The 22,829-nt window shown below is 68.2% G+C and carries 20 protein-coding genes; 5 read left to right on the forward strand and 15 right to left on the reverse strand.

All coding sequences use genetic code 11. The annotated features are described in order from the left end of the window. Window positions 1-73: 73 nt before the first annotated feature. Window positions 74-1,216 (reverse strand): succinyl-diaminopimelate desuccinylase, encoded by a 1,143-nt coding sequence (dapE, locus tag IE069_RS05255; protein ID WP_229790967.1) that lies wholly within the window; start codon window positions 1,214-1,216, stop codon window positions 74-76. Between the two features lie 41 nt (window positions 1,217-1,257). Between dapE and dapD the strand changes: the two genes are divergently transcribed. Together dapD and IE069_RS05265 are read left to right on the forward strand one after the other, a co-directional pair. Continuing rightward, a complete protein-coding gene (gene dapD, locus IE069_RS05260) occupies window positions 1,258-2,220 on the forward strand; it encodes a 2,3,4,5-tetrahydropyridine-2,6-dicarboxylate N-succinyltransferase (protein WP_189349075.1) in 963 nt (320 codons plus the stop codon). Window positions 2,221-2,223: 3 nt separating this feature from the next. Beyond that, a complete protein-coding gene (locus IE069_RS05265; RefSeq protein WP_189349076.1) occupies window positions 2,224-3,126 on the forward strand; it encodes a hypothetical protein in 903 nt (300 codons plus the stop codon). Here IE069_RS05265 and IE069_RS05270 read toward each other — a convergent pair. The 4 genes from IE069_RS05270 to fdxA all read right to left on the reverse strand — a co-directional run bounded on the left by IE069_RS05270 (window position 3,123) and on the right by fdxA (window position 6,778). Continuing rightward, window positions 3,123-3,725: a hypothetical protein gene (locus IE069_RS05270; protein ID WP_189349077.1), complete on the reverse strand. Its 603-nt coding sequence runs from the start codon at window positions 3,723-3,725 to the stop codon at window positions 3,123-3,125. The two genes, IE069_RS05265 and IE069_RS05270, sit on opposite strands and share 4 nt — an antisense overlap. A 206-nt stretch (window positions 3,726-3,931) precedes the next feature. Next, entirely contained in the window at window positions 3,932-5,215 is a 1,284-nt protein-coding gene (locus IE069_RS05275; protein ID WP_189349078.1) for a citrate synthase, read from the reverse strand. Between the two features lie 116 nt (window positions 5,216-5,331). Continuing rightward, the gene (dapC, locus tag IE069_RS05280) at window positions 5,332-6,450 is read right to left on the reverse strand and encodes a succinyldiaminopimelate transaminase (RefSeq protein WP_189349079.1); all 1,119 of its coding nucleotides are present in this window, start codon (window positions 6,448-6,450) and stop codon (window positions 5,332-5,334) included. A gap of 4 nt (window positions 6,451-6,454) precedes the next feature. After that, complete coding sequence (gene fdxA / locus IE069_RS05285) at window positions 6,455-6,778, reverse strand: ferredoxin (protein ID WP_189349080.1); 324 nt, start codon at window positions 6,776-6,778, stop codon at window positions 6,455-6,457. A 150-nt stretch (window positions 6,779-6,928) separates the two neighbouring features. On the opposite strand from fdxA, the gene IE069_RS05290 reads away from it, so the two are divergent. Further along, a complete protein-coding gene (locus IE069_RS05290; protein WP_189349081.1) occupies window positions 6,929-7,186 on the forward strand; it encodes a putative acetyltransferase in 258 nt (85 codons plus the stop codon). A gap of 64 nt (window positions 7,187-7,250) precedes the next feature. Continuing rightward, entirely contained in the window at window positions 7,251-7,760 is a 510-nt protein-coding gene (locus IE069_RS05295) for a helix-turn-helix domain-containing protein (RefSeq protein WP_189349082.1), read from the forward strand. A 4-nt stretch (window positions 7,761-7,764) separates the two neighbouring features. Here IE069_RS05295 and IE069_RS05300 read toward each other — a convergent pair whose 3' ends face one another. The 8 genes from IE069_RS05300 to IE069_RS05335 form a co-directional block, all read right to left on the reverse strand. Next, window positions 7,765-8,193: a hypothetical protein gene (locus IE069_RS05300; protein WP_189349083.1), complete on the reverse strand. Its 429-nt coding sequence runs from the start codon at window positions 8,191-8,193 to the stop codon at window positions 7,765-7,767. A 143-nt stretch (window positions 8,194-8,336) separates the two neighbouring features. Continuing rightward, window positions 8,337-10,244 (reverse strand): translational GTPase TypA, encoded by a 1,908-nt coding sequence (gene typA / locus IE069_RS05305; protein WP_189349084.1) that lies wholly within the window; start codon window positions 10,242-10,244, stop codon window positions 8,337-8,339. A 131-nt stretch (window positions 10,245-10,375) separates the two neighbouring features. After that, entirely contained in the window at window positions 10,376-12,073 is a 1,698-nt protein-coding gene (locus tag IE069_RS05310) for an ABC transporter ATP-binding protein (RefSeq protein WP_189349085.1), read from the reverse strand. Beyond that, window positions 12,070-13,116 carry an ABC transporter permease gene (locus tag IE069_RS05315; RefSeq protein WP_189349086.1) on the reverse strand — a complete coding sequence of 349 codons (1,047 nt, stop codon included), beginning with the start codon at window positions 13,114-13,116 and terminating at the stop codon, window positions 12,070-12,072. The genes IE069_RS05310 and IE069_RS05315 overlap by 4 nt, the downstream gene beginning before the upstream one ends. Beyond that, a complete protein-coding gene (locus IE069_RS05320; protein ID WP_189349087.1) occupies window positions 13,113-14,633 on the reverse strand; it encodes an ABC transporter permease in 1,521 nt (506 codons plus the stop codon). Before IE069_RS05320 ends, IE069_RS05315 begins: the two co-directional genes overlap by 4 nt. Window positions 14,634-14,746: 113 nt before the next feature. Next, window positions 14,747-16,486 (reverse strand): ABC transporter substrate-binding protein, encoded by a 1,740-nt coding sequence (locus IE069_RS05325; RefSeq protein WP_189349088.1) that lies wholly within the window; start codon window positions 16,484-16,486, stop codon window positions 14,747-14,749. Between the two features lie 627 nt (window positions 16,487-17,113). Then, entirely contained in the window at window positions 17,114-18,388 is a 1,275-nt protein-coding gene (locus IE069_RS05330) for a mechanosensitive ion channel (RefSeq protein WP_229790968.1), read from the reverse strand. 393 nt (window positions 18,389-18,781) lie between these two features. Further along, window positions 18,782-20,257, reverse strand: a complete 1,476-nt coding sequence (locus tag IE069_RS05335) for a glycoside hydrolase family 43 protein (protein ID WP_229790969.1) — start codon at window positions 20,255-20,257, stop codon at window positions 18,782-18,784. 165 nt (window positions 20,258-20,422) lie between these two features. Here IE069_RS05335 and IE069_RS05340 point away from each other — a divergent pair, with 165 nt between their 5' ends. Continuing rightward, complete coding sequence (locus IE069_RS05340; RefSeq protein WP_189349089.1) at window positions 20,423-20,896, forward strand: DinB family protein; 474 nt, start codon at window positions 20,423-20,425, stop codon at window positions 20,894-20,896. Between the two features lie 57 nt (window positions 20,897-20,953). Here the strand turns inward: IE069_RS05340 and IE069_RS05345 are convergent, their stop codons facing one another. Together IE069_RS05345 and IE069_RS05350 are read right to left on the reverse strand one after the other, a co-directional pair. After that, on the reverse strand, window positions 20,954-21,874 hold the full coding sequence (locus IE069_RS05345; protein WP_189349090.1) for an NADP-dependent oxidoreductase: 921 nt from the start codon (window positions 21,872-21,874) through the stop codon (window positions 20,954-20,956). A gap of 92 nt (window positions 21,875-21,966) precedes the next feature. Continuing rightward, complete coding sequence (locus tag IE069_RS05350; protein WP_189349091.1) at window positions 21,967-22,809, reverse strand: formate/nitrite transporter family protein; 843 nt, start codon at window positions 22,807-22,809, stop codon at window positions 21,967-21,969. Window positions 22,810-22,829: the final 20 nt, after the last annotated feature.

The following is a 22,829-nucleotide window of genomic DNA, read 5'->3' on the forward strand; positions in this document are numbered from 1 at the left end:
CCCCTAGGGCGATGCCCGCGCGATCGGACGGCAGACCGCGCGGGCATCGCCCTCTCGTGCATGCGCAGCCAGGTCACTGCTGAGCAGTCAACCATTCGTAGAGGGAGCCGTAGCAGGCCCGGATCGCGTTGGCGGAGACGTGCTCGTCGTCCGAGTGGGCCAGCAAGGCGTCGCCCGGACCGAAGTTGACGGCGGGCACGCCGGCAGCCGAGAAGCGCGCGACGTCGGTCCACCCGTACTTCGGCTTCGGCACCTGGCCGACCGTCTCCACGAAGGCCGCGGCGGCCGGGTGGTTCAGTCCGGGACGTGCGCCGGCGGCGGCGTCGGTGCGCTCCAGCTCGTAGCCCGGCAGCAGGGCGCGGATGTACTCTTCGGCGCCGTCCGGGTCCTTGTCGGGGGCGAAGCGGTAGTTGATCTCCGCCTCGCAGTGGTCCGGGATGACGTTGCCGGCGATGCCGCCGCTGACCTTCACCGCGTTGAGCGACTCCCGGAAAGCCAGCCCGTCGACATTCACCGTCACCGGCCGGTACACGGCCAGGCGGGTCAGGACGTCGGCCATGCCGTGGATCGCGTTCTCCCCCATCCACGCGCGGGCCGAGTGCGCGGCTTTGCCCCGGGTGGTCACGCGGAAACGGATGGTGCCGTTGCAGCCTCCCTCGACCGTCCCGTCGGTCGGTTCCAGCAGGATCGCGAAGTCGCCGCCGAGCAGCTCGGGGTTGTTGCGGTACAGCCGACCCAGGCCGGACTTGTGCCCCTCGACCTCCTCGTGGTCGTAGAACACGTAGGTCACATCGCGGTTCGGCTCCGTCAGCGCGGCGGCCAGCGCGAGCTGCACGGCCACGCCGCCCTTCATGTCGGTCGTCCCGCGGCCGTAGAGCACGTCCTCGCCGTCCTCGCCCTTCTCCCAGGTCGCCGGGACGGTGCCACGGGAGCCGGGCGTCGTCGGCAACGGCACCGTGTCGAGGTGCCCGGCGAGGATGATCCGCTCGCTGCGCCCGAGCCCGGTCCGCGCGATGATCGAGTCGCCGTCCCGGTGCACGCTCAGGTGCGGCAGACGCGTCAGCGCCGCCTCGACGGCGTCCGCGATCGGGGTCTCGAAATCGGAGACCGATTCGATGTTGATCAGCTGTTCGGTCAGTGCCACCACGTCGTGCCCCAGGTCCAGGGCCGCGGGCAGCGCTGCGACGTCGTCGGTTGCCTCTTTATCGTTAGTCACCTGACCAGCCTATCGCCGGTCGTCGCCGCTACGATGGTCAAATGACTTCTGCTACCACTCAGCCCTCCTCTGCCCGAAAGACCGACGTACGCGTGGCCGCCGGCTACGGTCTGGCCACGCTCGCGGCCGACGGCTCCGTTCTCGACGCCTGGTTCCCCGCCCCCGCGCTGGGCGCCCTCGACGACGCACAGGACATCAGCGCCGACCTGACCGCCGCCGCGGCCGAAGACGCCGACCGGGGAACCCGCCAGGAGGTCGTCGCCGTCGAGGCCGATCTCGATTCGGCGCCGACGTCCACGGCCGACGCCTGGCTGCGCCTGCACCTGCTCTCCTCCCGCCTGGCCGCTCCGAACACGATCAACCTCGACGGCGTGTTCGGTCTGCTGACCAACGTCGTCTGGACGAACTTCGGCCCCTGCCAGGTCGAGGGCTTCGAGCTGACCCGGCTCAAGCTGCGCCGCCGCGGAACCGTCACGGTGTTCGGCATCGACAAGTTCCCGCGCATGGTCGACTACGTCGTGCCCTCCGGCGTGCGCATCGGCGACGCCGGCCGCGTCCGCCTCGGCGCCCACCTCGCCGAGGGCACCACGGTCATGCACGAGGGCTTCGTGAACTTCAACGCCGGCACGCTCGGCAACTCCATGGTCGAGGGCCGCATCTCCGCATCCGTCGTCGTGGGCAACGGGTCCGACGTCGGCGGCGGCGCCTCCATCATGGGCACCCTCTCCGGCGGCGGCAAGGAGAAGATCGTCATCGGCGAGCGGGTCCTCCTCGGTGCCAACGCCGGCGTCGGCATCTCGGTCGGCGACGACTGCGTGGTCGAGGCCGGCCTCTACGTCACCGCGGGCACGCGCGTCACCCTCGGCGACAAGGTCGTCAAGGCCCTCGACCTCTCGGGGGTCCCGAACCTGCTCTTCCGCCGCAACTCCACGTCCGGCGCCGTCGAAGCCCTGCCGCGCGAGGGCCAGACGGTCGAGCTCAACTCCGCGCTGCACGCCAACTAGTCCATGGCAGCACGACGACAGCGGCGGCGTTTCAGGACCTTCGCCACCTTGGCCCTGAGCGTCGCCGTCGTCGCGGCCGGCATCTACGGCGTCTCCCGCGTGGTCGACGACTCCCAGTTCCTGGTCCGCGAGCAGTGCACCGCCTTCATCGATTCCGAGCGGCAGACGCTCGCGCCCGATCAGGCGGCGAATGCGGCGCTGATCGCCGCCGTCTCCGTCGAGCGCGGCCTCCGCGCCCGGGCAGCCACGATCGGCATCGCCACCTCGATGCAGGAGTCCAAGCTGCGCAACATCGACTACGGAGACGACGCCGGCCCGGATTCCCGCGGCCTGTTCCAGCAGCGCCCCTCGCAGGGCTGGGGCACCGAGGAACAGGTCATGGATCCCCTCTACGCGGCCAACCGGTTCTACGCCGAGCTCGAGACGTTCGACTACGCGTCGATGCGCATCACCGAGGCGGCGCAGAAGGTCCAGCGCAGTGCCTTCCCCGAGGCGTACGGCAAGCACGAGCCGACGGCGCGCGCCTTCGCCTCGGCGCTGACGGGCTACTCGCCGGCCTCGCTCAACTGCACTCTGCGCCGCGCCGAGGAGGCCGGCGACCCCGAGACCGTCCGCTCCCAGCTGGCCGAGCAGCACAGCCCGCTGCTCGCCGCCCAGGCGAGCGTGGAGGGGCGTCGGATCAGCATCCCGACGCACGCGTCGTCCGGCCTCGTCGAGTCGAACGAGCTCACGCAGCGCACCGGCTGGTCCATCGCCCAGTGGGCGGTGGCCCGGGCGGGAAGCGAGAACATCGAGTCCGTGGCCTTCGCAGGCTTGATCTGGAACCGTGCCGAGAACAGCTGGGTCCAGGGCAGCACCACCGACGGCCATGTCGTGGTCACCGTCGCCTCCGCCCCGCAGTCCTAGCCGATGAAGCGGATCATCGGCTCGAGGTAGCTGCGCAGCAGGCGCTCGTCGTGCACGAGCTCCTGGCTGAGGATCACGGTCCGCTCCCCCACGAGCCACGCCCGCCGCTCGGCCAGCGGCAGTTCGATCATGTTCAGGGTGATCTCGCTCGTCGGCCCGGTCTCCATCGAGCGTTCCTCCACCAGCGACTCCACGACCTGGCGGCGGCCCGCCGCGACGTGTTCGCGGCTCAACGAGTTGTACTCGCGCCGCCTCTCATGCGCCCAGTCCGTCGCCGCGCCGTAGTGGGCGCGGATCAACCGCTGCAGCGAGGGCGAGGAACTGTAGGCGCTGAAGTGCGGCTGCCCGAGCAGCCCCGGCTCGGGCGACTCCGACTCGGCGGGCGACCCGTCGAGGTCGTACCTGGTGACGATGCGCCGCCACCACTGGTGCCACTCCTGGCACAGCTCCGCGAACTCGGCGCGGGAGATCTCGTCGGCCGCACGCGGCTTCACGGGCGGGTTCAGCGGGCTGAGCAACGGGGTCTGCGGCGTGTCGTAGAGCGCGGGCGTGGCATTGCGGATCCCGGCGAGATCGCGGATGTACAGGGCGATCAGCATGCTCATGTGACTGCGGGCGGATACCTGCCAGCCCGGACCGGAGCGTTCGAACACTGCAACCGCCCATCACTCGTGCGCATCGGCTATCTGTGAGACCAACCGTAGCGCTGACGTGGGCCCCACACCACCAGTTTAAACCCTGAACGGCGACGGCGGGTACTCATGTACCCTCCGTCGCCGTTCGTGCCGGTGGCCTCCGCCGGCCTCTACAGGCCCGGGTAGGTCCGTTCCGCGTGGCCCACGTAGAGCTGGCGCGGGCGGCCGATCTTCAGTTTGGGGTCCGTCATCATCTCGCGCCACTGGGCGATCCAGCCCGGCAGGCGGCCGATGGCGAACAGGACCGTGAACATCTGCTCCGGGAAGCCCATCGCCTTGTAGATGAGGCCGGTGTAGAAGTCGACGTTCGGGTAGAGCTTGCGCTCGATGAAGTAGTCGTCGGCCAGGGCCTTCTCTTCGAGGCGCATCGCGATGTCGAGCAGTTCGTCGTTGCCCCCGAGCTTGCCGAGGATCTCGTGGGCGGTCTCCTTGATCAGCTTCGCGCGCGGGTCGTAGTTCTTGTACACGCGGTGGCCGAAGCCCATCAGGCGGACGCCGTCCTCCTTGCGCTTGACCTTCTCCATGTACTCCTCGGGCGAGATGCCCTCGGACTGGATGTGGCGCAGCATCTTGAGCACGGCCTCGTTGGCACCGCCGTGCGCCGGGCCGAAGAGGGCGTTGATGCCCGCGGAGACGGATGCGAACATGTTGGCGTTCGAGGAGCCCACGAGTCGCACAGTCGCCGTGGAGCAGTTCTGCTCGTGGTCGGCGTGCAGGATGAGCAGCAGGTCCAGCGCCTTGACCAGGTCCGGATCCATGTCGTACGGCTCGGCGGCGATGCCGAAGGTGAGCCGCATGAAGTTCTCGACCAGGTTGTGCGAGTTGTCCGGGTAGAGCAGCGCCTGGCCCACGGACTTCTTGTGCGCGTAGGCGGCGATGACCGGCATCTTGGCGAGGAGGCGGATGGTCGACAGCTCGACCTGCTCCTCGTCGAACGGATCCAGCGAGTCCTGGTACCAGGTGGACAGCGCGGACACGGCCGAGGACAGCACCGGCATCGGGTGGGCCTCGCGCGGGAAGCCGCCGAAGAAGCCCTTGAGCTCCTCGTGCAGCAGCGTGTGGCGGCGGATCTTCTCGTCGAACGCCTCCAGCTCTGCAGTCGTCGGCAGCTCGCCGTAGATGAGCAGGTAGCTGGTCTCGAGGAAGCTCGACTTCTGCGCCAGCTGCTCGATCGGATAGCCGCGGTAGCGCAGGATGCCCGCGTCGCCGTCGATGTACGTGATCTCGGACTTGGTGGCCGCGGTGTTCATGAAGCCGGGGTCGTAGGTGACGTTGCCCGTGGTCTTGAGCATCGGTGCGATGTCGAAGCCCGCGTTGCCCTCGACGGCCGGTACGACCGGCAGCTCCAGGTCGGCGCCGTCGAATGACAGGCGCGCAGAATTCTGTTCCGTCATAACCTCTCCTTGGTTCGGAGTGAAGGTGGATCGAGCGTCAACGCGATTGCGCCTCAGCGATAATCAGGCAACACGGTACCGGCACGGCCCACAACATATCTAATCGAGGCTCGGCTTTATGACCCCTTGACAGCTTCGACGAGCCGTGCAGTGGCGGCGTCGACGCGCTCGTCCGGGGCCGTCAAGGCGACCCGCACGTAGCCCTCGCCGGCCTCGCCGTAGAAGCTCCCGGGGCCGACGACGATACCGAGCTCCGCGAGCCGCCCGACCGTCGCCCACGTGTCCTCGCCCGCCGTGCACCAGAGGTAGAGACCCGCCTGCGAGTGGTCGATGCGCAGACCGAAGGCCTCGAGCGCGGGGATCAGGCGTTCGCGGCGTCCGCGGTACAGGTCCTTCTGGACCTGCACGTGCGCCTCGTCGGCGAGCCCGACGCGCATGGCCTCCTGGACCGGGTAGGGGACGATCATGCCCGCGTGCTTGCGGTTGTTGACCAGGCTCGGCAGCAGGTTGGGCGCGCCGGCGACGAAGGCGGCGCGGTAGCCGGCCACGTTCGACTGCTTGGACATCGAGTACACGGCCAACAGGTCCGTGTGGTCGCCGCCGCTGACCGCGTCCTCCAGCAGACCGGGCACGCCGTCCTCCCACTGCCCCCACCCGAGTTCCGAGTAGCACTCGTCGGACGCCACGACGGCGCCGATCGCGCGGGCGTCGGCGACGGTCTCCGCCAGCGACTCGGCGGAGCGGACGATGCCGGTCGGGTTGCCCGGCGAGTTCACCCAGACGAGCTTCACGCGCGCGCGGACGTCGTCGTCCAGATCCCGCAGGGAGTCGGCAGCGACCGACGTCGCGCCGGTGAGCTGCGCGCCGATGTCGTAGGTCGGGTAGGCGACCACGGGGCGCACTACGACGTCGCCCTCCCCCAGGCCGAGCAGGAGCGGCAGCCACGCGACGAGCTCCTTGGAGCCGACCGTGGGCATGACGAACGCGGGGTCCAGGTCCGGCACCCGGCGGCGTCGCGCGAACCAGTCCACGACGGCCTCGCGCAGCGCCTCCGTGCCGTGCGTCGTCGGATACCCGGGGGCGTCGGCGGCGGACCTCAGGGCCTCCTGGATGACGTCCGGCGTCGGGTCGACGGGCGTGCCGATGGACAGGTCCACCGTCCCGCCCGGGTGCCGCGCGGCCTGCTCGCGGTAGGGGCGCAGCGCCTCCCAGGGGTAGTCCGGCAGGGTCAGCACGCGGTCAGTCCTGGTTCTGCGGCGGAAGCGAGGAGATGATGGGGTGGTCCGTTCCGGTGTTGCCCATCTTCGCCGCACCTCCCGGGGACCCGATCTCGTCGAAGAACTCGACGTTGGCCTTGTAGTAGTCGGACCACTCGTCGGGGACGTCGTCCTCGTAGTAGATGGCCTCGACCGGGCAGACGGGCTCGCAGGCGCCGCAGTCGACGCACTCGTCCGGATGGATGTACAGCGAACGGTCGCCCTCGTAGATGCAGTCGACGGGGCATTCGTCGATGCAGGCCTTGTCTTTCACGTCCACGCACGGCTGGGCGATGATGTAGGTCACTGAACCCGCTGCCTTCCTACTGGTCTGTGTTCTCGAAGCTGGCGCCGCCGCCCCGCGGTTCGATGCCGGGCGCGAACGACTAGGTACCAGCTTAGTCCCTGAGTACCGGTGCGGTATTCGGTCTCCTGGTGTGACGGTAGGCTACCTAATGTGACCATCCGCTCGTTTGACGACCTGCCCGAAGGCGAACGAATCGTCGTCCGCTACCGGCTCCCCGCGTCCGGCTCCGACTCCGGACCGAAACTCTCGGACGCCCTGGGCACCTTCACGGGGCTGCACCAGGACGGCGACGGGGCCGGGATCGCGACGATCGAGACCCGTTCCGGACCCGTGCAGGTCCCGCTGGCGGACATCACCCACGCGAAGCGCGTTCCGCCGCCACCCGCTCGGCGGCGCCCCAGGCCGTGACGACCGCTTCATCTGCGGTTTGAAAACACCAATCACTCCCCCGTTGTCCCGTATGCTTGACGGCATGTCATCCGCCAACGCCGCAACAGACGAGGAACTCCAGGCCCGCGCACGCGCCCTGAGTTCGCCGCTGCGACTGCGCATCCTCAGGCTCTGCCTGCACAAGGCGCGCACCAACAAGGAGATCGCCGACCTGCTCGAGATCAACCCGGCCACCAGCCTGCACCACGTGCGCACGCTGCTGACCAACGGGTTCCTGGAGGCCGGTGAGACGCGCCGCGGCAACCGCGGCGCCAAGGAGGTCCCCTACCGGGCCACGCGCATGTCCTGGGGCACGAAGATCCCGGATGCCGCCCCGGTCCTCGTGGACACGTTCCTGCAGGAGATCGACGGGCTCGCACCCGACGAGATCCAGGTGATGCGCATCGGTCTCAAACTCACCGAGGAGGACCAGCGCGAGCTTCTCGAGCGGATCAAGGGCCTGCTCTCCGAGTACGCGATGCGCCCGGCCGACGACGACGGCGTGGCCACGTCGCTCTTCCTGGCCCACCACCTCGACCAGACCGCCAACTGACCGGCTAGCGACTCCGGCGCAGGACCCCTGCGGAGACGAACAGGGCGACGACCGTCGCGGCGACCAGCCCGAAGGTCCACACCGAGCCCGCGAGGGCCGGCCCGAACATGAACTCGCGGCCGCTCCACGGGACGATCAGCCAGTTCTCGGAGTCGAACGAGACCAGCGCCACGACGCCGTAGGCCAGCGTTCCGGCCAGCGCCGCCGCCCAGATCTTCTCCGAGTAGGTCGCGGCCAGCGTGAAGAAGCCGGTGGCCAGCACGAGTGCCGCCACGGCGCCCCACGTCACGGGCGTGTCGCCCACGTAGAGGATCTGCCCGTGCAGTACCGTCCCGATCAGCGCGGTGAGGAGGCCGGCGACGACGGCGGAGATGCCGCCGACGACGGTTCCGTACTGTGCGCTGGAGGGCTTGCTGGTCTGCTGCTGCGACATGGGTCCTTCCGGTGGCTGTGAGAGGGCTGGAGCCAGTCTACGCGGCCCCGAGAGGGCTCGGCCGACGTCCGCGGGCACGACGACGCCCCGCCGCCGTCGGGGTGAACCGAGGGCGACGGGGCGTCGTCGTAGTGCGCGGGCGCTCAGGAGCGGGCGCGGGCGCGATTCGCCTTGGTGCGCTCGTTGGCCTGCAGCAGCACCTTGCGGATGCGGATGGCCTCCGGCGTGACCTCGACGCACTCGTCCTCGCGGGCGAACTCGAGGGACTCCTCGAGGGTCAGGATCTTCGGCGGGGTCAGGTTCTCGAAGGTGTCCGCAGCGGCAGAGCGCATGTTGGTCAGCTTCTTCTCCTTGGTGATGTTGACGTCCATGTCGTCGGCGCGCGAGTTCTCGCCGACGATCATGCCCTCGTACACCTCGGAGGTCGGCTTCACGAAGAACGAGCCGCGCTCCTGCAGGTTGATCATCGCGAACGGGGTCACGACGCCGGCGCGGTCGGCGACCATGGAGCCGTTGGTCCGGTACTCGATCGGACCGGCCCACGCCTCGTAGCCCTCTGCTATCGAGGCGGCGATGCCCGCGCCTCGGGTCTCGGTCAGGAACCTGGTGCGGAAGCCGATCAGGCCGCGCGCCGGAACCACGAACTCCATCCGGACCCAGCCGGTGCCGTGGTTCGTCATGGACTCCATGCGGCCCTTGCGGGAGGCCATCAGCTGCGTGACCGCGCCGAGGAACTCCTCCGGGACGTCGATGGTCATGCGCTCCATCGGCTCGTGGACCTTGCCGTCGACCTCGCGGGTGACGACCTGCGGCTTGCCGACGGTCAGCTCGAAGCCCTCGCGGCGCATCTGCTCGACGAGGATGGCCAGCGCCAGCTCGCCGCGGCCCTGCACCTCCCACGCATCCGGGCGCTCGGTCGGCAGGACCTTGATCGAGACGTTGCCGATGAGTTCCTTGTCGAGGCGGTCCTTGACCTGGCGCGCCGTGACCTTGGCGCCCTTGACCTTGCCGGCCAGCGGGGAGGTGTTGATGCCGACGGTCATCGAGATGGCCGGGTCGTCGACGGTGATGAGCGGCAGCGGCTTCGGGTTCTCGGCGTCGGTGAGGGTCTCGCCGATCATGATGTCCTCGATGCCGGCGACGGCGACGATCTCGCCCGGCCCGGCCGATTCGGCGGGGACGCGGTTGAGGCCCTTGGTCGCCAGAAGCTCGGTGATCTTCACGTTCTTCAGCTGGCCGTCCTGGCGGGCCCAGGCGACCTGCTGGCCCTTCTTCAGGGTGCCGTTGAAGATGCGCAGCAGCGCCAGACGGCCGAGGAACGGCGAGGCGTCGAGGTTGGTGACGTGCGCCTGCAGGACCTCGCTCTCGTCGTAGGCGGGGGCCGGGACGTGCTTGAGGATGGTCTCGAACAGCGGCTCGAGGTCCTCGCTGTCCGGCAGCTCGCCGTCGCCCGGCTGGTTGGTCGAGGCGCGGCCGGCCTTGCCGGAGGCGAAGACGACCGGCAGGTCCAGCACGGAGTCCAGGTCCAGGTCCGGAACCTCTTCCGAGAGATCCGAGGCCAGGCCCAGCAGGAGGTCCATCGAGTCGGCGACGACGCCGTCGATGCGGGCATCCGGGCGGTCGGTCTTGTTCACGACGAGGATCACCGGCAGCTTGGCGGCCAGCGCCTTGCGCAGCACGAAGCGGGTCTGCGGCAGCGGACCCTCGGAGGCGTCGACGAGCAGGACGACACCGTCGACCATGGACAGGCCGCGCTCGACCTCTCCGCCGAAGTCGGCGTGGCCGGGTGTGTCGATGACGTTGATGAGGAGGTTCTCGCCCTTGGCCGCGGGGCCGGAGTAGAACACCGTGGTGTTCTTGGCGAGGATCGTGATGCCCTTCTCGCGCTCCAACTCGCCCGAGTCCATCACGCGATCTTCCGTCTCGCCGTGAGAGGAGAAGGCGCCCGTCTGCGCCAGCATCGCGTCAACGAGTGTGGTTTTGCCGTGGTCAACGTGCGCAACGATAGCGACGTTGCGCAGGTCTTCGCGTCGGGTGATGGTTTCTGACATGCGTAAATTACTCGCTTCAAGTAGAGGGAGCGGGCGCGCAAAGGCCCAGACACCACCAGTCTAACTGGTGAAGACGCCGACGGCGCACCGCGCTTCGAAATCGAAGCCCGATGCGCCGTCGGCGAGGCCGGTCAGTCGATGCGCAGACCCTGCTCGCGCAGCAGCTTGCGGCGGGCCTCCCGGCGGTCGCGCTGCTCGCCCGGGTGCGGCACGGGTGCCGCCGCGAGCAGCCGCTTCGTGTAGTCCTCCTGCGGCGCGTGCAGCACGGTCGACGTCGGCCCCTGCTCGACCGTGCGCCCGTCCTTCATGACGACCACGTGGTGCGCCAGCAGGTCGACGACGGCGAGATCGTGGCTGACGAACAGGCAGGCGAACTCGTACTCGGCCTGGAGCTCGGCGATCATCTCCAGCACCGAGGCCTGGACCGAGACGTCGAGCGCCGACGTCGGCTCGTCCGCGATCAGGAGTTCGGGCTTGAGCGTCAGCGCGCGGGCGATGGAGATGCGTTGGCGCTGTCCCCCGGAGAGCTCGTGCGGGTAGCGGTTCAGGACGGTGCGCGGCAGCCGGACAGCGTCCAACAGCTCGGCTGCGCGGTCCAGCCGCTCCTTGCGGGTGCCGACCCGGTGGATGACCATGGGCTCGGTGATGCAGTCGCCGATCGGGAAGCGCGGGTTCAACGACGCGGCCGGATCCTGGAAAACCACGCCGATCCGCCGGCGCACGGCCTTGGCCTTCTTCGGCGGCAGCGTGACGAGGTCCTCGCCCTGAACGGACAGCGTCCCGCTGGCAACGGGCAGCAGCCCGAGAACGGCCTTCGCGATGGTCGACTTGCCCGACCCGGATTCGCCGACGATGCCGAGGATCTCATTGCTGGCCACGTCGAAGGACACGTCCTCGACCGCCCGGAACTTGTGCCCGCGCATGTCGTACTCGAGCACGAGGTTCTTCGCCTCGAGCACGAGCCGTCGATCCGCCTCGGCCGCCCCGCTCCTGCCTGCGCTCGCCAGCGCCTCGTCGGCGTGCCGCAGCCGCGGTACCGCCTCGAGGAGCTTCTGAGTGTAGGGGTGCTGCGGCTTGGTCAGCACGTCTTCGACCGTTCCCGTCTCCACCAGGTCGCCCCGGAACATCACGGCAACGCGGTCGGCCATGTCGGCGACGACGCCCATGTTGTGCGTGATCAACAGGATTCCCGTTCCCAGATCGTCCTTCAGACGGCGGAGCAGGTCGAGGATCTCGGCCTGGACGGTCACGTCGAGGGCGGTCGTCGGCTCGTCGGCGATGATGATGTCGGGGTTGCACGAGATCGCCATCGCGATCACGATCCGCTGCCGCTGGCCGCCCGAGAACTGGTGCGGATACTGCTTGATGCGCCGCTTCGGATCCGGGATGCCCACCTGCTCGAGCAGCTCGACGGCCCGGTCGACGGCGTCCTGACCGTAGGCGAGGTCGTGCAGCTCCAGCGCCTCGGTCATCTGCCGTTCGACCGATAGCACGGGGTTCAGCGCCGTCATGGGCTCTTGGAAGACCATGGCGACATTGGTCGCCCGCAGGCGGCGGACCTGCTCTTCGGGCAGGCCGACGACGTTGCTCTCGCCCACGCTGGCCGCTCCGGTGATGTGCGCATTGTGGGGCAACAGGCCCATGGCGGCCGTCGAGGTGACGGACTTGCCGGAACCGGACTCGCCGACGAGGGCGACGACTTCGCCGGGCTTCACATCCAGGCTGAGCTTCTTGACGGCGTCGACATCCCCGAATTCGGTGTCGAAAGTGACACTGAGGTCGGCGAAGCTCAGGACCGGCGCCGCGGGGTTCTCGCTCGGTGTCTTCATGCGTTGGCCTTCGCTTTCCTCTTCTTGCTGCGCTTCTGCGTCTGCCGCGGGTCGAACGCGTCGCGGAGCCCGTCGCCGATGAAGTTCACGCTCAGGGCGATCGCGACGATGATGACGCCCGGCCACCAGAACAACCACGGGCGGTTCGTGAACGAGTTCTGGTACTCGCTGATGAGCAGCCCGAGCGATGACTCCGGCGCCACGACGCCGAAGCCGAGGTAGCTCAGTGACGTCTCAAGCAGGATGGCGCCCGCGATGGCGAAGGTCGCGTTCACGACGATGACGCCGATCGTGTTCGGCAGCAGGTGCTTGAAGATGATGCGTCCGGAGGAGGAACCCATCGACTGGGCCGCCGAGACGAACTCGCGTTCGCGCAGGGAGAGGATCTCGCCGCGGACGAGTCGTGCCAGCCCGGTCCAGGTCACCAGTCCCAGCACGAGGGCCAGATAGACGATCGAACTGCCCAGGTTGCCGGCGATCTGGCCGAGAACGGCGGCCAGGACCAGCAGCGGGATGACGATGAACAGGTCGGTCACGCGCATCAGGATCGAATCGACCCAGCCGCGGAAGTAGCCGGCCACGGCGCCGATGATGGCTCCGATGCAGGTCGCCACGGCTCCGACGATCACGGCGATGAGGATCGACTTCTGCGTTCCGCGCATCACGAGCGCAAAGTAGTCCTTGCCCGTGTTCTCCTGTCCGAAGGGGTATTCGCCCCAGCGGATCCCGTCGCCTCCGAGCCAGGTGGGGATGAGGCTCAGAGTCGGCCGGCCGCCGTCGATCACGGTCCCGGCGTCCAGGTACGTCTTGCCCCACCATCCCGGCAGCCCGGCGAATCCGATCGAGGAGAAGGCCATCACGGTGATGAAAACCAGGACGCCGACCGAGACCATGGCGGCCTTGTGGTGAAGGAACCGGCGTCGGATCAGCTGTCCTTGGGACAGGGACTCCGCGTCCTCCTTGATGAGCCGGGCGTCCTCGGCCTCGGCGAGCGAGTACACGTCCCCCGACGAGGGCGTTTTCTGGTCGTTCATGGTGCTCATACCCTGATCCTCGGGTCGATGATGGCATAGAAGATGTCCGCCAGCAGGTTGAACAGGATGGCCGCCGTGCCGGTGATGAGGAAGAAGGCCATCACCGGGTTCGGGTCGACTTCCCTCAGTCCGGTCTGGAACAGCTCGCCCATCCCCTTCCAGCCGAAGACCTGTTCCGTGATGACCGCGCCGCCGATCAGAGCAGCGAAGTCGAAAGCGGCGATCGTGGCGATCGGGATGAGCGCGTTGCGGAACGCGTGGCGGAAGATGACCGTCCGCTCCGGCAGGCCCTTCGAGCGGGCCGTCCGGATGTAGTCCTGGCTGGAGACCTCCAGCATGGATGCACGCGTGTAGCGGCTGTAGCTGGCGAGGGAGATGATCGTCAGCAGGATGGTCGGCAGCAGGAGCTGCGTTCCCTGGTCCAGCATGGTCTGCCAGAAGTCGCCACCGAAGTTCGGGGTCTGCGACCCGATCGTGGCGATGGGACGCGGCTTCATGCCGAGGAACCCCGGCCAGGCGCGGAACACGTGGTCGACGACGGTCAGGCCGGCGCCGATGACGCCGGTGGCGACGCTGACACCTGCGGCGATCCCCTTGTAGCGGCCGCCCATCGACCGTCCGATGAACCACGGGATGGCCGCGGCCAGCGCGAGTCCTCCGATCATGATGAACCAGTTCATGTAGTAGACGAAGACGTTGTACAGAGCGACTTGGACCACGGAGACGAGCGCTGCCGTGATGAGTGCGGGGTAGAGGACCTTCCGGTTCTTGACCCCGACGGCCATCGCCGTGGCGCTGAGGGCCACCGCGAAGGTCAGGACGGCCACGCCGATGTAGCCGAGCTGCGGATTCCGGAAGTACTCGAGCGCGGTGAGGCTCGGCAGTGCCGCGGCGAAGAACCCTGCCGTCACGGCGAACGTGATGATCCGCCGCCGCATGCTGCCGGCGAGGAAGACCTGCATCAGGAATCCGGCGATGACTGCTATGACGATGATCTGGACCGGGCCGAAATCCGGCTCCCTCACCCAGTCGTTGTAGCCGATGGCCATGTACTCCTTCAGGAGCACCGCCGCCCAGAAGACCGGCAGCGAGAAGAACAGGAACGTCGCGAACGTCACGCCGTAGTCCAACCCCGAGTACTGGCGGACGGCGGTCAGGATACCGATGGAGATGCCGAAGACTAGCGCCAGCAGAGTCGCCAGGAGGACCAGCCGGAGCGTCGAGGAGGCGGCCAGCTCGAGCAGACTGTTGATGGACACGCCCGATCGGTTCGTGCCGAGATCGCACTGGAGGGCGAAGCACTTGCCGACGCCGGTGAGCCACGACCAGTACCGCTGGTACCACGGCAGATCGAGATTCATGTTGTCGATCCGCTGCTGCATCAAGTACTCGCGGTTGTCCGCGTTGCTCTCCCGCAGGTCACTGAGCGGGTCGCCGGAGTTGATGACGAGGACGTAGAGCAGGACGGAGGCGCCGAAGAGAATCACGAGCGCGGCGCCGAGCCTGCGAAGGATGAATTTAAGCACTGCTTATGGTTCCTTTCGAACCCGTCGCCGCCCCCAAGCGGGCGGCCGGGCAGGGGGCGGGGCCCGGCGCTCTGCGCGCCGGGCCCCGTTCCTGTCGGACGGCTACCTAGCTGTTACTCGGCGCGGTGCCAGGTTTCGGCGTTCCAGACGATGCCGTCCTGGGTCGCTGTGCCTTCGACGTTCTCGATGTCGGCAGCAGAGGCATCGAGTCCCGGGTGGGCGAACACCGGGATGCCGAACAGGTCATCCCAGAGCAGCTTCTCGATGTTCTTCGTCTCCTCCATGTGGACCGACTCGTCGAGCGACGTGGCCAGGTTGGACCAGGCCTCGTCGACCTCCGGGTTCGAGTACTCGCCGTAGTTCTGCGGCTTGCCCGTGGCGTAGATGTTCTCGCCGGAGGTGATCTGGCCGGATCCGGCCCAGGCGAAGAGCGCCACCTCGTAGTCGCCGCGCTCCTGCGTGCCGCCCGGCTGGAAGAAGTCGGCGTTGCCGGCGTCGGTGATCTCGAACCCTGCTTCATCGCAGGAGGACTTGATCATGGCGACCTGGTCGGCGCGGCGGGGGTTCGGTGCCGAGTAGCCGATGCGGACCTCGGTGCCCTCGGCCCCTTCCGCCGCGATGATCTCCTTGGCGCCCTCGATGTCGACCTCGTCGTACTGCCCGTCGTACGACGCGGAGACGACCTCCTCGTAGTTCTCCTGGAAGGGGAACACCTCGCGTGCGTTGAGGACCTGGGCCTCCGGGTTGATCGGCTGGATGAGGTTCTCGACGATCTGCTGGCGCGGAACGCACATCGCGAACGCCTTGCGGAGCTCGAGGTTGTCAGCGAACAGGGCGCCGTCGACGAAGTTGAAGTCGAGGTGCTCCCACGTCATGGTGTCGCGCTGGTGGATGGTCACGGCGTCGCCGAGACCCTCGAGCTGGCTCAGGGTATCGACGGTCGGCTGCGGGGCGATGACGTCGAGGTCCGCGTTGTCGAGGGCCTGCACCATGGCGCCCTGGTCGACGAAGCGGAAGACGAGTTCGTCGTTCTGGGCGGGCTCGCCGTAGTAGTTCTCGTTGGGCACGAGGGTCAAGGACTGGCCCGCCTCCCATGACCCGAACTTGTAGGGGCCGCTGACCGGGACCTGCGCCTCGTCCGGGAGCATGCCCGGGTCCGTGTGCCACCCGGTGTTCCAGAACTCCGCGGCGTCGGCGAGCGCGTCGGCATCGCCGTCGCGTGCGGCCTGGACGAACTCCTCGGTGGTCAGCCCGCCCTGCTCCGCGACGACGTGCGCCGGGTGCAGCATCCACGTCTGGATCTCCCAGTCGGGGTTCGGTGCGGCGAATTCGACCGTGAACGACTTCCCGCTCGGATCACCTTGCGGCCCCTCGGGCACCTCGTCGCCGAGATCGGCGGAGACGGAGTTGAAGAGCGCTTCGTCGTCGACCGCGAGATTCGGGTTCTGGACCGCCCATGCGAGGACCGCGTCGGCGACCGTGATGGGCGTCCCGTCGGACCAGACGGCGTCGTCGGAGATGGTGTACTCGACGACCATCGGGTCCTCGCTCACCAGCTCGTAGGAGCCGAGGTCCTCGTTGGGGATGATCTCGCCCTCGGTGCCGAAGCTGGCGAAGCCGGCCTGCGTCCGATCGACGATGGACGAGTTGTACGTGCTGTAGGACTCCGGTGTGAAGCCGTTGTAGCTGATGAACTCGTTCGGTCCCACCGACACCGAAATGGACTGGCTGACCCCGGAGTCCCCGCCTCCGTTACCGTCACCGTTCGACGCCCCCTCGGGTGCGCACGCGCTCAGGGCCAGCCCCAGGATCGCTCCTGCGGCAACCGCCTTGGAAATACGCTTCAGACGCATTCCGCCTCCTTGTGTCTGCATGTGAATCACATGTCGTTTGTACGAGTCGTTCCGGCTTGCGCCGGTCCAACCACTGCGCCCCGCACCCGACGTGCGTGGCGTACCTCACACGAGAAAGAGTAGTCCGTGAAACGTTTCTTGAATATAAACTTTCGAACCGCCGATCCGAACGTTACCGACTCGCAACATTTAGTTACGTTCGTCACTTCCGGCCCCTGAATCCGGGCATGCGCGTGCATCCGCGAGAAATCAAGGATGTGCTTCAGGTTGGCTAAACCCAATCACTCCCCCGCGCCACTACTGGGATCCGCGAGAGGAGACAGAGAATTTTCAATCGGTCGGCGCGTCGCCGGGTTCCGATCCCCGACCAGCTGCCTCCAGCGCGCCGTGCGCGCGGGTGGGAGCGGACGCGCAGATCGGCTTTGACTTCCTCCGCCCTGTGGCCTAGACGGCCTGCAGTCTCCCCGTCTGGAGGCCGATCGCCCGGCGGTCTCCTGGCACACCCGCCGTCGCAACCGCCCCAATCGGCACGGGCACGACGACGGCGGGTGGCCCGGCGGCGCTTTCGCGTCGCCGGGCCACCCGCCGTTCATGACGGCCGGAACGTCCCGGCCGTGGACTGGAGCGTCAGCTCGAGTGCAGACCACCCGTGTTGCCGCCGGTCGTCGGCCCGCCCGGCGCGGTGCCGCCCGGCACGGTGCCGCCTGGAACCGTTCCGCCCGGGGTGGCGCCCGGGGTGTCCGTTTCCAGATCGACCTTGCTCAGCGTCCTGGCGGCTGCGTCGCGACCGCCGAGGCCGAAGGCCAGGGCCGCGGCCAGGGCACCGCCGATGACGACCGCGCCGAAGGCGAGGTTGATGATGGAGTCGGCGAGGCCCATGTAGCGCAGGCCCATCGCGACGAACAGCGCGATGGCCGAGTAGCGCAGCACCTTGGACGCCAGGTCGTTCGTGACGAACTTCCCGATCAGCTTCGCGATCAGGAAGCCGGCCGCGATGATGACGCCGCCGAAGAGGACGTTGCCGCCCAGCTCCAGGATCTCGTTGAGGATGTTCGTGATCGCCGGGAAGCCCAGCAGCTGGGTGGCCATGATCGCGAAGAAGATCACGATCGCGACCTGGACGATCTTGCTGATCACGCCGGAGACGCTAGTGCCCGCCGGGACGACGCCGAGACCGCCGATGGCGCGGTCCGTGCCGACTCCGCGCAGCAGCTCCTCGAGCAGCTTGCCGAGGAACGAGGCGATGACGACGCCGATGGTCAGTAGGATGCCGGCGGCGATGATGGCCGGGATGGCCTCGAGGAACATCGAGAGCATCTGCTCGGCCGGTTGCGAGATGGCTGCGATGCCCAGGACCTGCAGAGCCGCGATGGCGACCACGATGATGATGATGCCGAAGAGGAGGTTGCCCACGAGCGAGGAGACCTTGGCGTTGGCCTCCTGGGGGTCGACGGGCTCGGCATCCTTCGACTTGAACTTGCTCGTCAGCTTGGTGAGATCGACCGTGCCGAGCGCCGTCTGTACCAGCTGGCGCACGATCTTGGCGATGACGAAGCCGATGAAGAAGATGAATGCGGCGCCGATGAGGTTCGGCAGGAACCCGAAGATCCCGCCGAGCAGACCCTGCAGCGGCGAGAGGACCTGGTCGAGGTTGAAGAGCTGCAGGATGGCGATCAGTCCGAACAGCCACACCAGGAGCGATGCGATCTGACCGATGGACTCACCGACCTGCTGCCCGTCGTTTCCCTGCTTCTGCAGCGCGGGAATCTTGCCAACCGCCTTGCTGATGGCCCACTTGACGGCCTTCGCGATAATCCACGTGACGATCAGGATGACGATCGCGAAGACGACCTTCAGGAGCATCGACCCCCAATCGATGTCACCCAGGAAGTTTGATTCCATGACTTTTCTCCTCCCACCTCAGGCGAACCGGCCGGGAGCCGAGTCGCTATGTTCCCTTTGAGCCTAAGAAGTAATTGGACGCACCACAAGGGTTTTCACACGTCAGAATGAAGTCGCGTGTTTTTCTTGAGCAACTCTTCGATCGCCGCCCGGGAGGGACGCGCGAGGATCGGCGACGCAGCGAAACCACTAGTCACTGCTCCGAGCTGCCGAGCACGGGTCGTCTCCCGGCCGACCACGCCATGCGGAACGGCCAATTCCGGGAAATCAAATACGCGGTTAAGAACAGGCGAACCGATGGCGCCGCTTCCCATCATCACCACCACTCGATAAACGCCGCGGTCGGAGAATTACTTTTACTTTCAACCGCGATCCAGGGGGAGTTCTCGGAGATCACCGGGCCGCGTGGTCTGCACTGCCCCACAGCGAGACGCCGGCCTCCGACTGGACCGTGAAGGTCATGACCCACGCCTCGGACACCGGGTCCCACTGGCGGGCGAAGCGGCCGTCGTAGGCCTCGCCGCCCACGGTCAGCATCGCGCGGTTCCGGTCGTAGAGCCGCCAGCGGCCCTCGACCGCCCCGGTGACGGTGCCGTTGCGGTTCAGACTCACGTCGCGTGCCTGTGCGGCCTCGGCCGTGATCGCCTTGCCGTGGTCGATCATCCGGTACCGGCCGACGGCCTCGCCCCGGCGCACGTGCTCCAGCTCGCCGCCGGCGAACCGGTAGGGCGCGACGACCGGCCAGCCCGCGGAGTTGAAGAACATCTGGTTCACGCGCACGTTGTGGCGCTCGCCCTGCCCGGGGAACCGCGAGTGGAAGATCAGCAGCATCCGACCTGTCTCGGGGTCCACGTAGGTCGTGTTGTGCCCCGGCGAGACGTAGCCGTCCCCGGGACCGGCGCCCGGATCCCCGTCCTGGCGCTGGAAGAGGTAGCTTCCCATCAGTTTGGTGCCGTAGGGCTCGATCGACGCGTCGTCGAAGAGGGGCAGGCTGGCGTCCGAGCGCGCCTCGCGCATGTCGTTGCCCGCGGCGTCGTAGTAGGGGCCCTCCGGGCTCCCGGAGCGGGCGACCCGCATGTTGTAGCCGCCGTCCGCGTCCAGTCCGCCGAAGGAGAGGAACATGTAGTAGTCGCCGGATGCGGCGTCCGGCATGATCGAAGCCCCCTCGATCCGGCTGTGGTTCCCGCCGGTCAGGTGGGTGCCGTAGCCCTGGTCCGGCAGCGGCATCCCGGTCTCCGGGTCCAACTCGAGGCTGAAGATGCCCCCGGAATAGGAGCCGTAGGTCATCCAGAGGTCGCCCTCGTGGTCGTAGAAGACGTCCGGGTCGACGGCGTTGGGGTGGACGCGCCCGTCGTAGGCCGTGCCGTCGGCACTCATGCCCTCGCCGTCGCGGTGGCCGGAGCGCAGGATGATGCCGAGGTCCCGGTAGGGCCCGTCGACATCGTCCGCGACGGCGACGCCCATGGCCGAGCGCGGAGAATCGCCCCGGCACGCGTTGTAATACATGTAGTAGCGGCCGTCGGCGAGCTGGATGACGTCCGGCGCCCAGAGCGTGTCCGTCTCCGCCCACTCGAAGGTCTCCGCCAGTTCGGTCGTGACGTCGTCGAAGAGCGGGTTCTCCGGCGTGACGTGGTTGGCCCGCTGCTCCCACTCCATGAAGTCCCCGGTGCTGGCGGCCGCGAGGTGGGAACCGAAGACCCAGTGCTCGCCGTCGGCCTCCACATAGGACGGGTCGTGGACCTCGACGTCGGTGAGCGCGGGCGCCGCGGGTGGCGCGGGCTGCGGGGGCGCGGCCGTCGCGGCAGGGGACGCGACGGAGAGAGTCAGGGCCGCCACGGCGGCCGCTGCGAGGTGGATGCGATGTCTCACGGGTACTCCTCCTCGTCCGCGCCGGTGGCGGCACCACCAAGTACAACGTTGTATATTCTGGACGCGGACAATGGGTTCCAACGTTGTATGTTGTGAGTAGCATCACGGATCCATCCGCGTCCGTCAAGTGTTCCCGCCGCCGGTGGATCCGCCTAGGATGAGGCCATGGAACTGCATCTGGGCGGCGAAGAGGCCGCACTCGTGGGCATGCTGGAGCTCCAGCGGGAGGCGATCGACGGCCTGCTCGAGGACCTTTCCGACGACGAGGCCCGCCTGCGCCTGGTCCCCTCCCTGACGACGCCCCTGGGACTGGTCAAGCACGCGGCCTTCGTCGAGCGCGTCTGGTTCGCCCACCGCGTCGGCGGCGGCGACCGGCGCGCGCTCGGCCTGCCCGACGCCGTCGACGACACCTTCCGGCTGGGCCCCGACGACACGATCGGCTCCGTGCGCGCCGACTTCGCCGCCGCGTGCGCCCGCTCCCGGGACATCGCCGCCGAGCACGACCTCGACGAGCGCTTCACCTGGCGGGAGAAGACCGTCACGCTGCGGTTCGTCTACCTGCACATGATCCGCGAATTCGCCCGGCACGCCGGCCACGGGGACATCCTGGCCGAGCAGATCCGGGCCCGCCGGCCCTGACCGGACCTGTCCCGCCCGCGGCGGACGCAACCGCCCGCCGCGGGGCCCGGGGTCATGTCAGCGCGTGGCGTCGATGAGGATCTTCCCGTTCGCTCCGGCCTGGTTCGCCTCCAGCGCGGCGGCCGACTCGGCCAGCGCGAAGGTCCGGTCGATGTCGACGCGGAGCGCACCGGCCTCGACCTTCTGCAGCAGCTCCTGCAGGCGCGCTCCATCCGGGCGGACCCAGACCCAGTGCCCGCCGTCCTGCTCCACCGACGGGTCGGCGATCGAGACGTGCCGGCCGCCCTCGGCGAGGACCGCGAGGGTCTCCGGGAGCACTCCCCCGACGAAGTCGGCGACGGCCGTGACGCCCTCGGGCGCCGCCTCGCGGACGCGGTCGGCCAGGCCCTCGCCGTAGGCCACCGGTACGACGCCGATCTCCCGCAGCTTCTCGTGGTTCCGCTCGGACGCGGTGCCGATCACCGTGGCGCCGATCTCGGCCGCCAGCTGGGCGGCCAGGAAGCCGACGCCGCCGGAGGCGGCGTGGATCAGCAGCGTGTCGTCGCTGGTCAGCTCGAGCGTCTCCAGGGAGCGCTGGGCGGTGAGGCCCGCGAGCGGCAGGCCGGCCGCGTCGTCGTACGAGACCCCGCGCGGCACGCGCGCCACCGACGTCGCCGGCAGGGCGACGTACTCGGCGTACGTGCCGCCGGAGACGACGTCCTTGCGGCCGTAGGAGGCCACCCGGTCGCCCGGGGCGAACTCCGGGACGTCGGGGCCGACCTGTTCGACGACGCCGGACACGTCCCAGCCCGGGACGACCGGGAAGACCGCGTCGAGCATGCCGTCGAGGCCTCCGGACATGAGCTTCCAGTCGACCGGGTTCACCGCGGCGCGTTCGACGCGGATCAGCACGGCACCGGGGCCGACGCGGGGCGTCGGGACATCGGAGAGTTGCAGGGTTTCGGGCGTTCCGTAGTTGCTGTAGGTCATAGCTCGCATGTCCGGCACAACCTCGCGTCCGGCGCGCGCATTCCCGCCCGGACCTGTGAGTTCCCCGGGTGCCGGTGTCGCGCCCGCCCCGCGGGGACGATTCAGCCGGCCTGCCGCTCGAGTTCCTCGAGGGAGACGGTGCCGGTGCGCAGGGCGCGGAGGATGCGGCGGGTGCGGACCATGCGCGGCAGAGTGATGATGAGGAGTCCGCCGAGCATGTTGAACGGGATGACGATTGCGAACCAGGTGAGGAAGTCGGTGACGGAGATGTCCGCGCCCGCCAGCATGGCCGCGAAGACGACGATCGCGTTGAGCGCACCGTGGAGCATCCCGAACCCGATGACCAGCAGGCCGGAGATCATGCAGGTCAGTGCGGTGACGACGTCGTTGGAAGTGCCCTGCTGCATCCGCGTGGAAAGGGTGATGGTGGCGCCGGCCAGCAACGCGAGCGCGATCATGACCAGGAGCGAGGGCTGGTCGAGGTAGCCGACCGCGGTGTCGATGATGGTGCGGTGGTAGTCGGGCAGCCCCAGCACGATCAGCCAGCCGAACCCGAGACCGCCGAGCAGATTGGTGACGAGGCTGACCGACCAGAGCCGCAGGAGCTGCAGCCAGGTGCCCTGGCCGGCGATGACCGCGTTGAGCGGGAGCAGGAACTCCTCCGTGAAGAGCTCGGAATGGGCGAGCTTGAGCGCGAGCAGGCCGACTCCGAAGGCCATGCCGGCGAGAATGTCCGAGCCCGTCGCCTGCTTGACGAGGATCATCGCCAGGATGCCCAGTCCGACGTCGACACCGCCGAAGAACCCGGTGACGATGAGCTCGGGCCACCTGCGGTTCAGCCGCGCCGACCCCTCGGCGACGGTCGTGACGGCCTCGTCCAGCAGCGCGTCCTCGATGTCCAGATCGTTGTGGCCGAGCCGCTCGCGTTGCGCTTTCTCATTCATTCGGACAGCTTACGGGTGCC

It is taken from the genome of Zhihengliuella salsuginis (genome assembly GCF_014651715.1).
Lineage (GTDB): Bacteria > Actinomycetota > Actinomycetes > Actinomycetales > Micrococcaceae > Zhihengliuella > Zhihengliuella salsuginis.

What these genes read in the sequence shown, in the direction of transcription:
- dapD (WP_189349075.1), top strand. Translation starts at nt 1,258, where the DNA reads ATGACTTCTGCTACCACTCAGCCCTCCTCTGCCCGAAAGACCGACGTA.
- IE069_RS05265 (WP_189349076.1), top strand. Translation starts at nt 2,224, where the DNA reads ATGGCAGCACGACGACAGCGGCGGCGTTTCAGGACCTTCGCCACCTTG.
- IE069_RS05270 (WP_189349077.1), bottom strand. Translation starts at nt 3,725, where the DNA reads ATGCTGATCGCCCTGTACATCCGCGATCTCGCCGGGATCCGCAATGCC.
- IE069_RS05275 (WP_189349078.1), bottom strand. Translation starts at nt 5,215, where the DNA reads ATGACGGAACAGAATTCTGCGCGCCTGTCATTCGACGGCGCCGACCTG.
- IE069_RS05295 (WP_189349082.1), top strand. Translation starts at nt 7,251, where the DNA reads ATGTCATCCGCCAACGCCGCAACAGACGAGGAACTCCAGGCCCGCGCA.
- IE069_RS05300 (WP_189349083.1), bottom strand. Translation starts at nt 8,193, where the DNA reads ATGTCGCAGCAGCAGACCAGCAAGCCCTCCAGCGCACAGTACGGAACC.
- typA (WP_189349084.1), bottom strand. Translation starts at nt 10,244, where the DNA reads ATGTCAGAAACCATCACCCGACGCGAAGACCTGCGCAACGTCGCTATC.
- IE069_RS05310 (WP_189349085.1), bottom strand. Translation starts at nt 12,073, where the DNA reads ATGAAGACACCGAGCGAGAACCCCGCGGCGCCGGTCCTGAGCTTCGCC.
- IE069_RS05315 (WP_189349086.1), bottom strand. Translation starts at nt 13,116, where the DNA reads ATGAGCACCATGAACGACCAGAAAACGCCCTCGTCGGGGGACGTGTAC.
- IE069_RS05325 (WP_189349088.1), bottom strand. Translation starts at nt 16,486, where the DNA reads ATGCGTCTGAAGCGTATTTCCAAGGCGGTTGCCGCAGGAGCGATCCTG.
- IE069_RS05330 (WP_229790968.1), bottom strand. Translation starts at nt 18,388, where the DNA reads ATGGAATCAAACTTCCTGGGTGACATCGATTGGGGGTCGATGCTCCTG.
- IE069_RS05340 (WP_189349089.1), top strand. Translation starts at nt 20,423, where the DNA reads ATGGAACTGCATCTGGGCGGCGAAGAGGCCGCACTCGTGGGCATGCTG.
- IE069_RS05345 (WP_189349090.1), bottom strand. Translation starts at nt 21,874, where the DNA reads ATGCGAGCTATGACCTACAGCAACTACGGAACGCCCGAAACCCTGCAA.
- IE069_RS05350 (WP_189349091.1), bottom strand. Translation starts at nt 22,809, where the DNA reads ATGAATGAGAAAGCGCAACGCGAGCGGCTCGGCCACAACGATCTGGAC.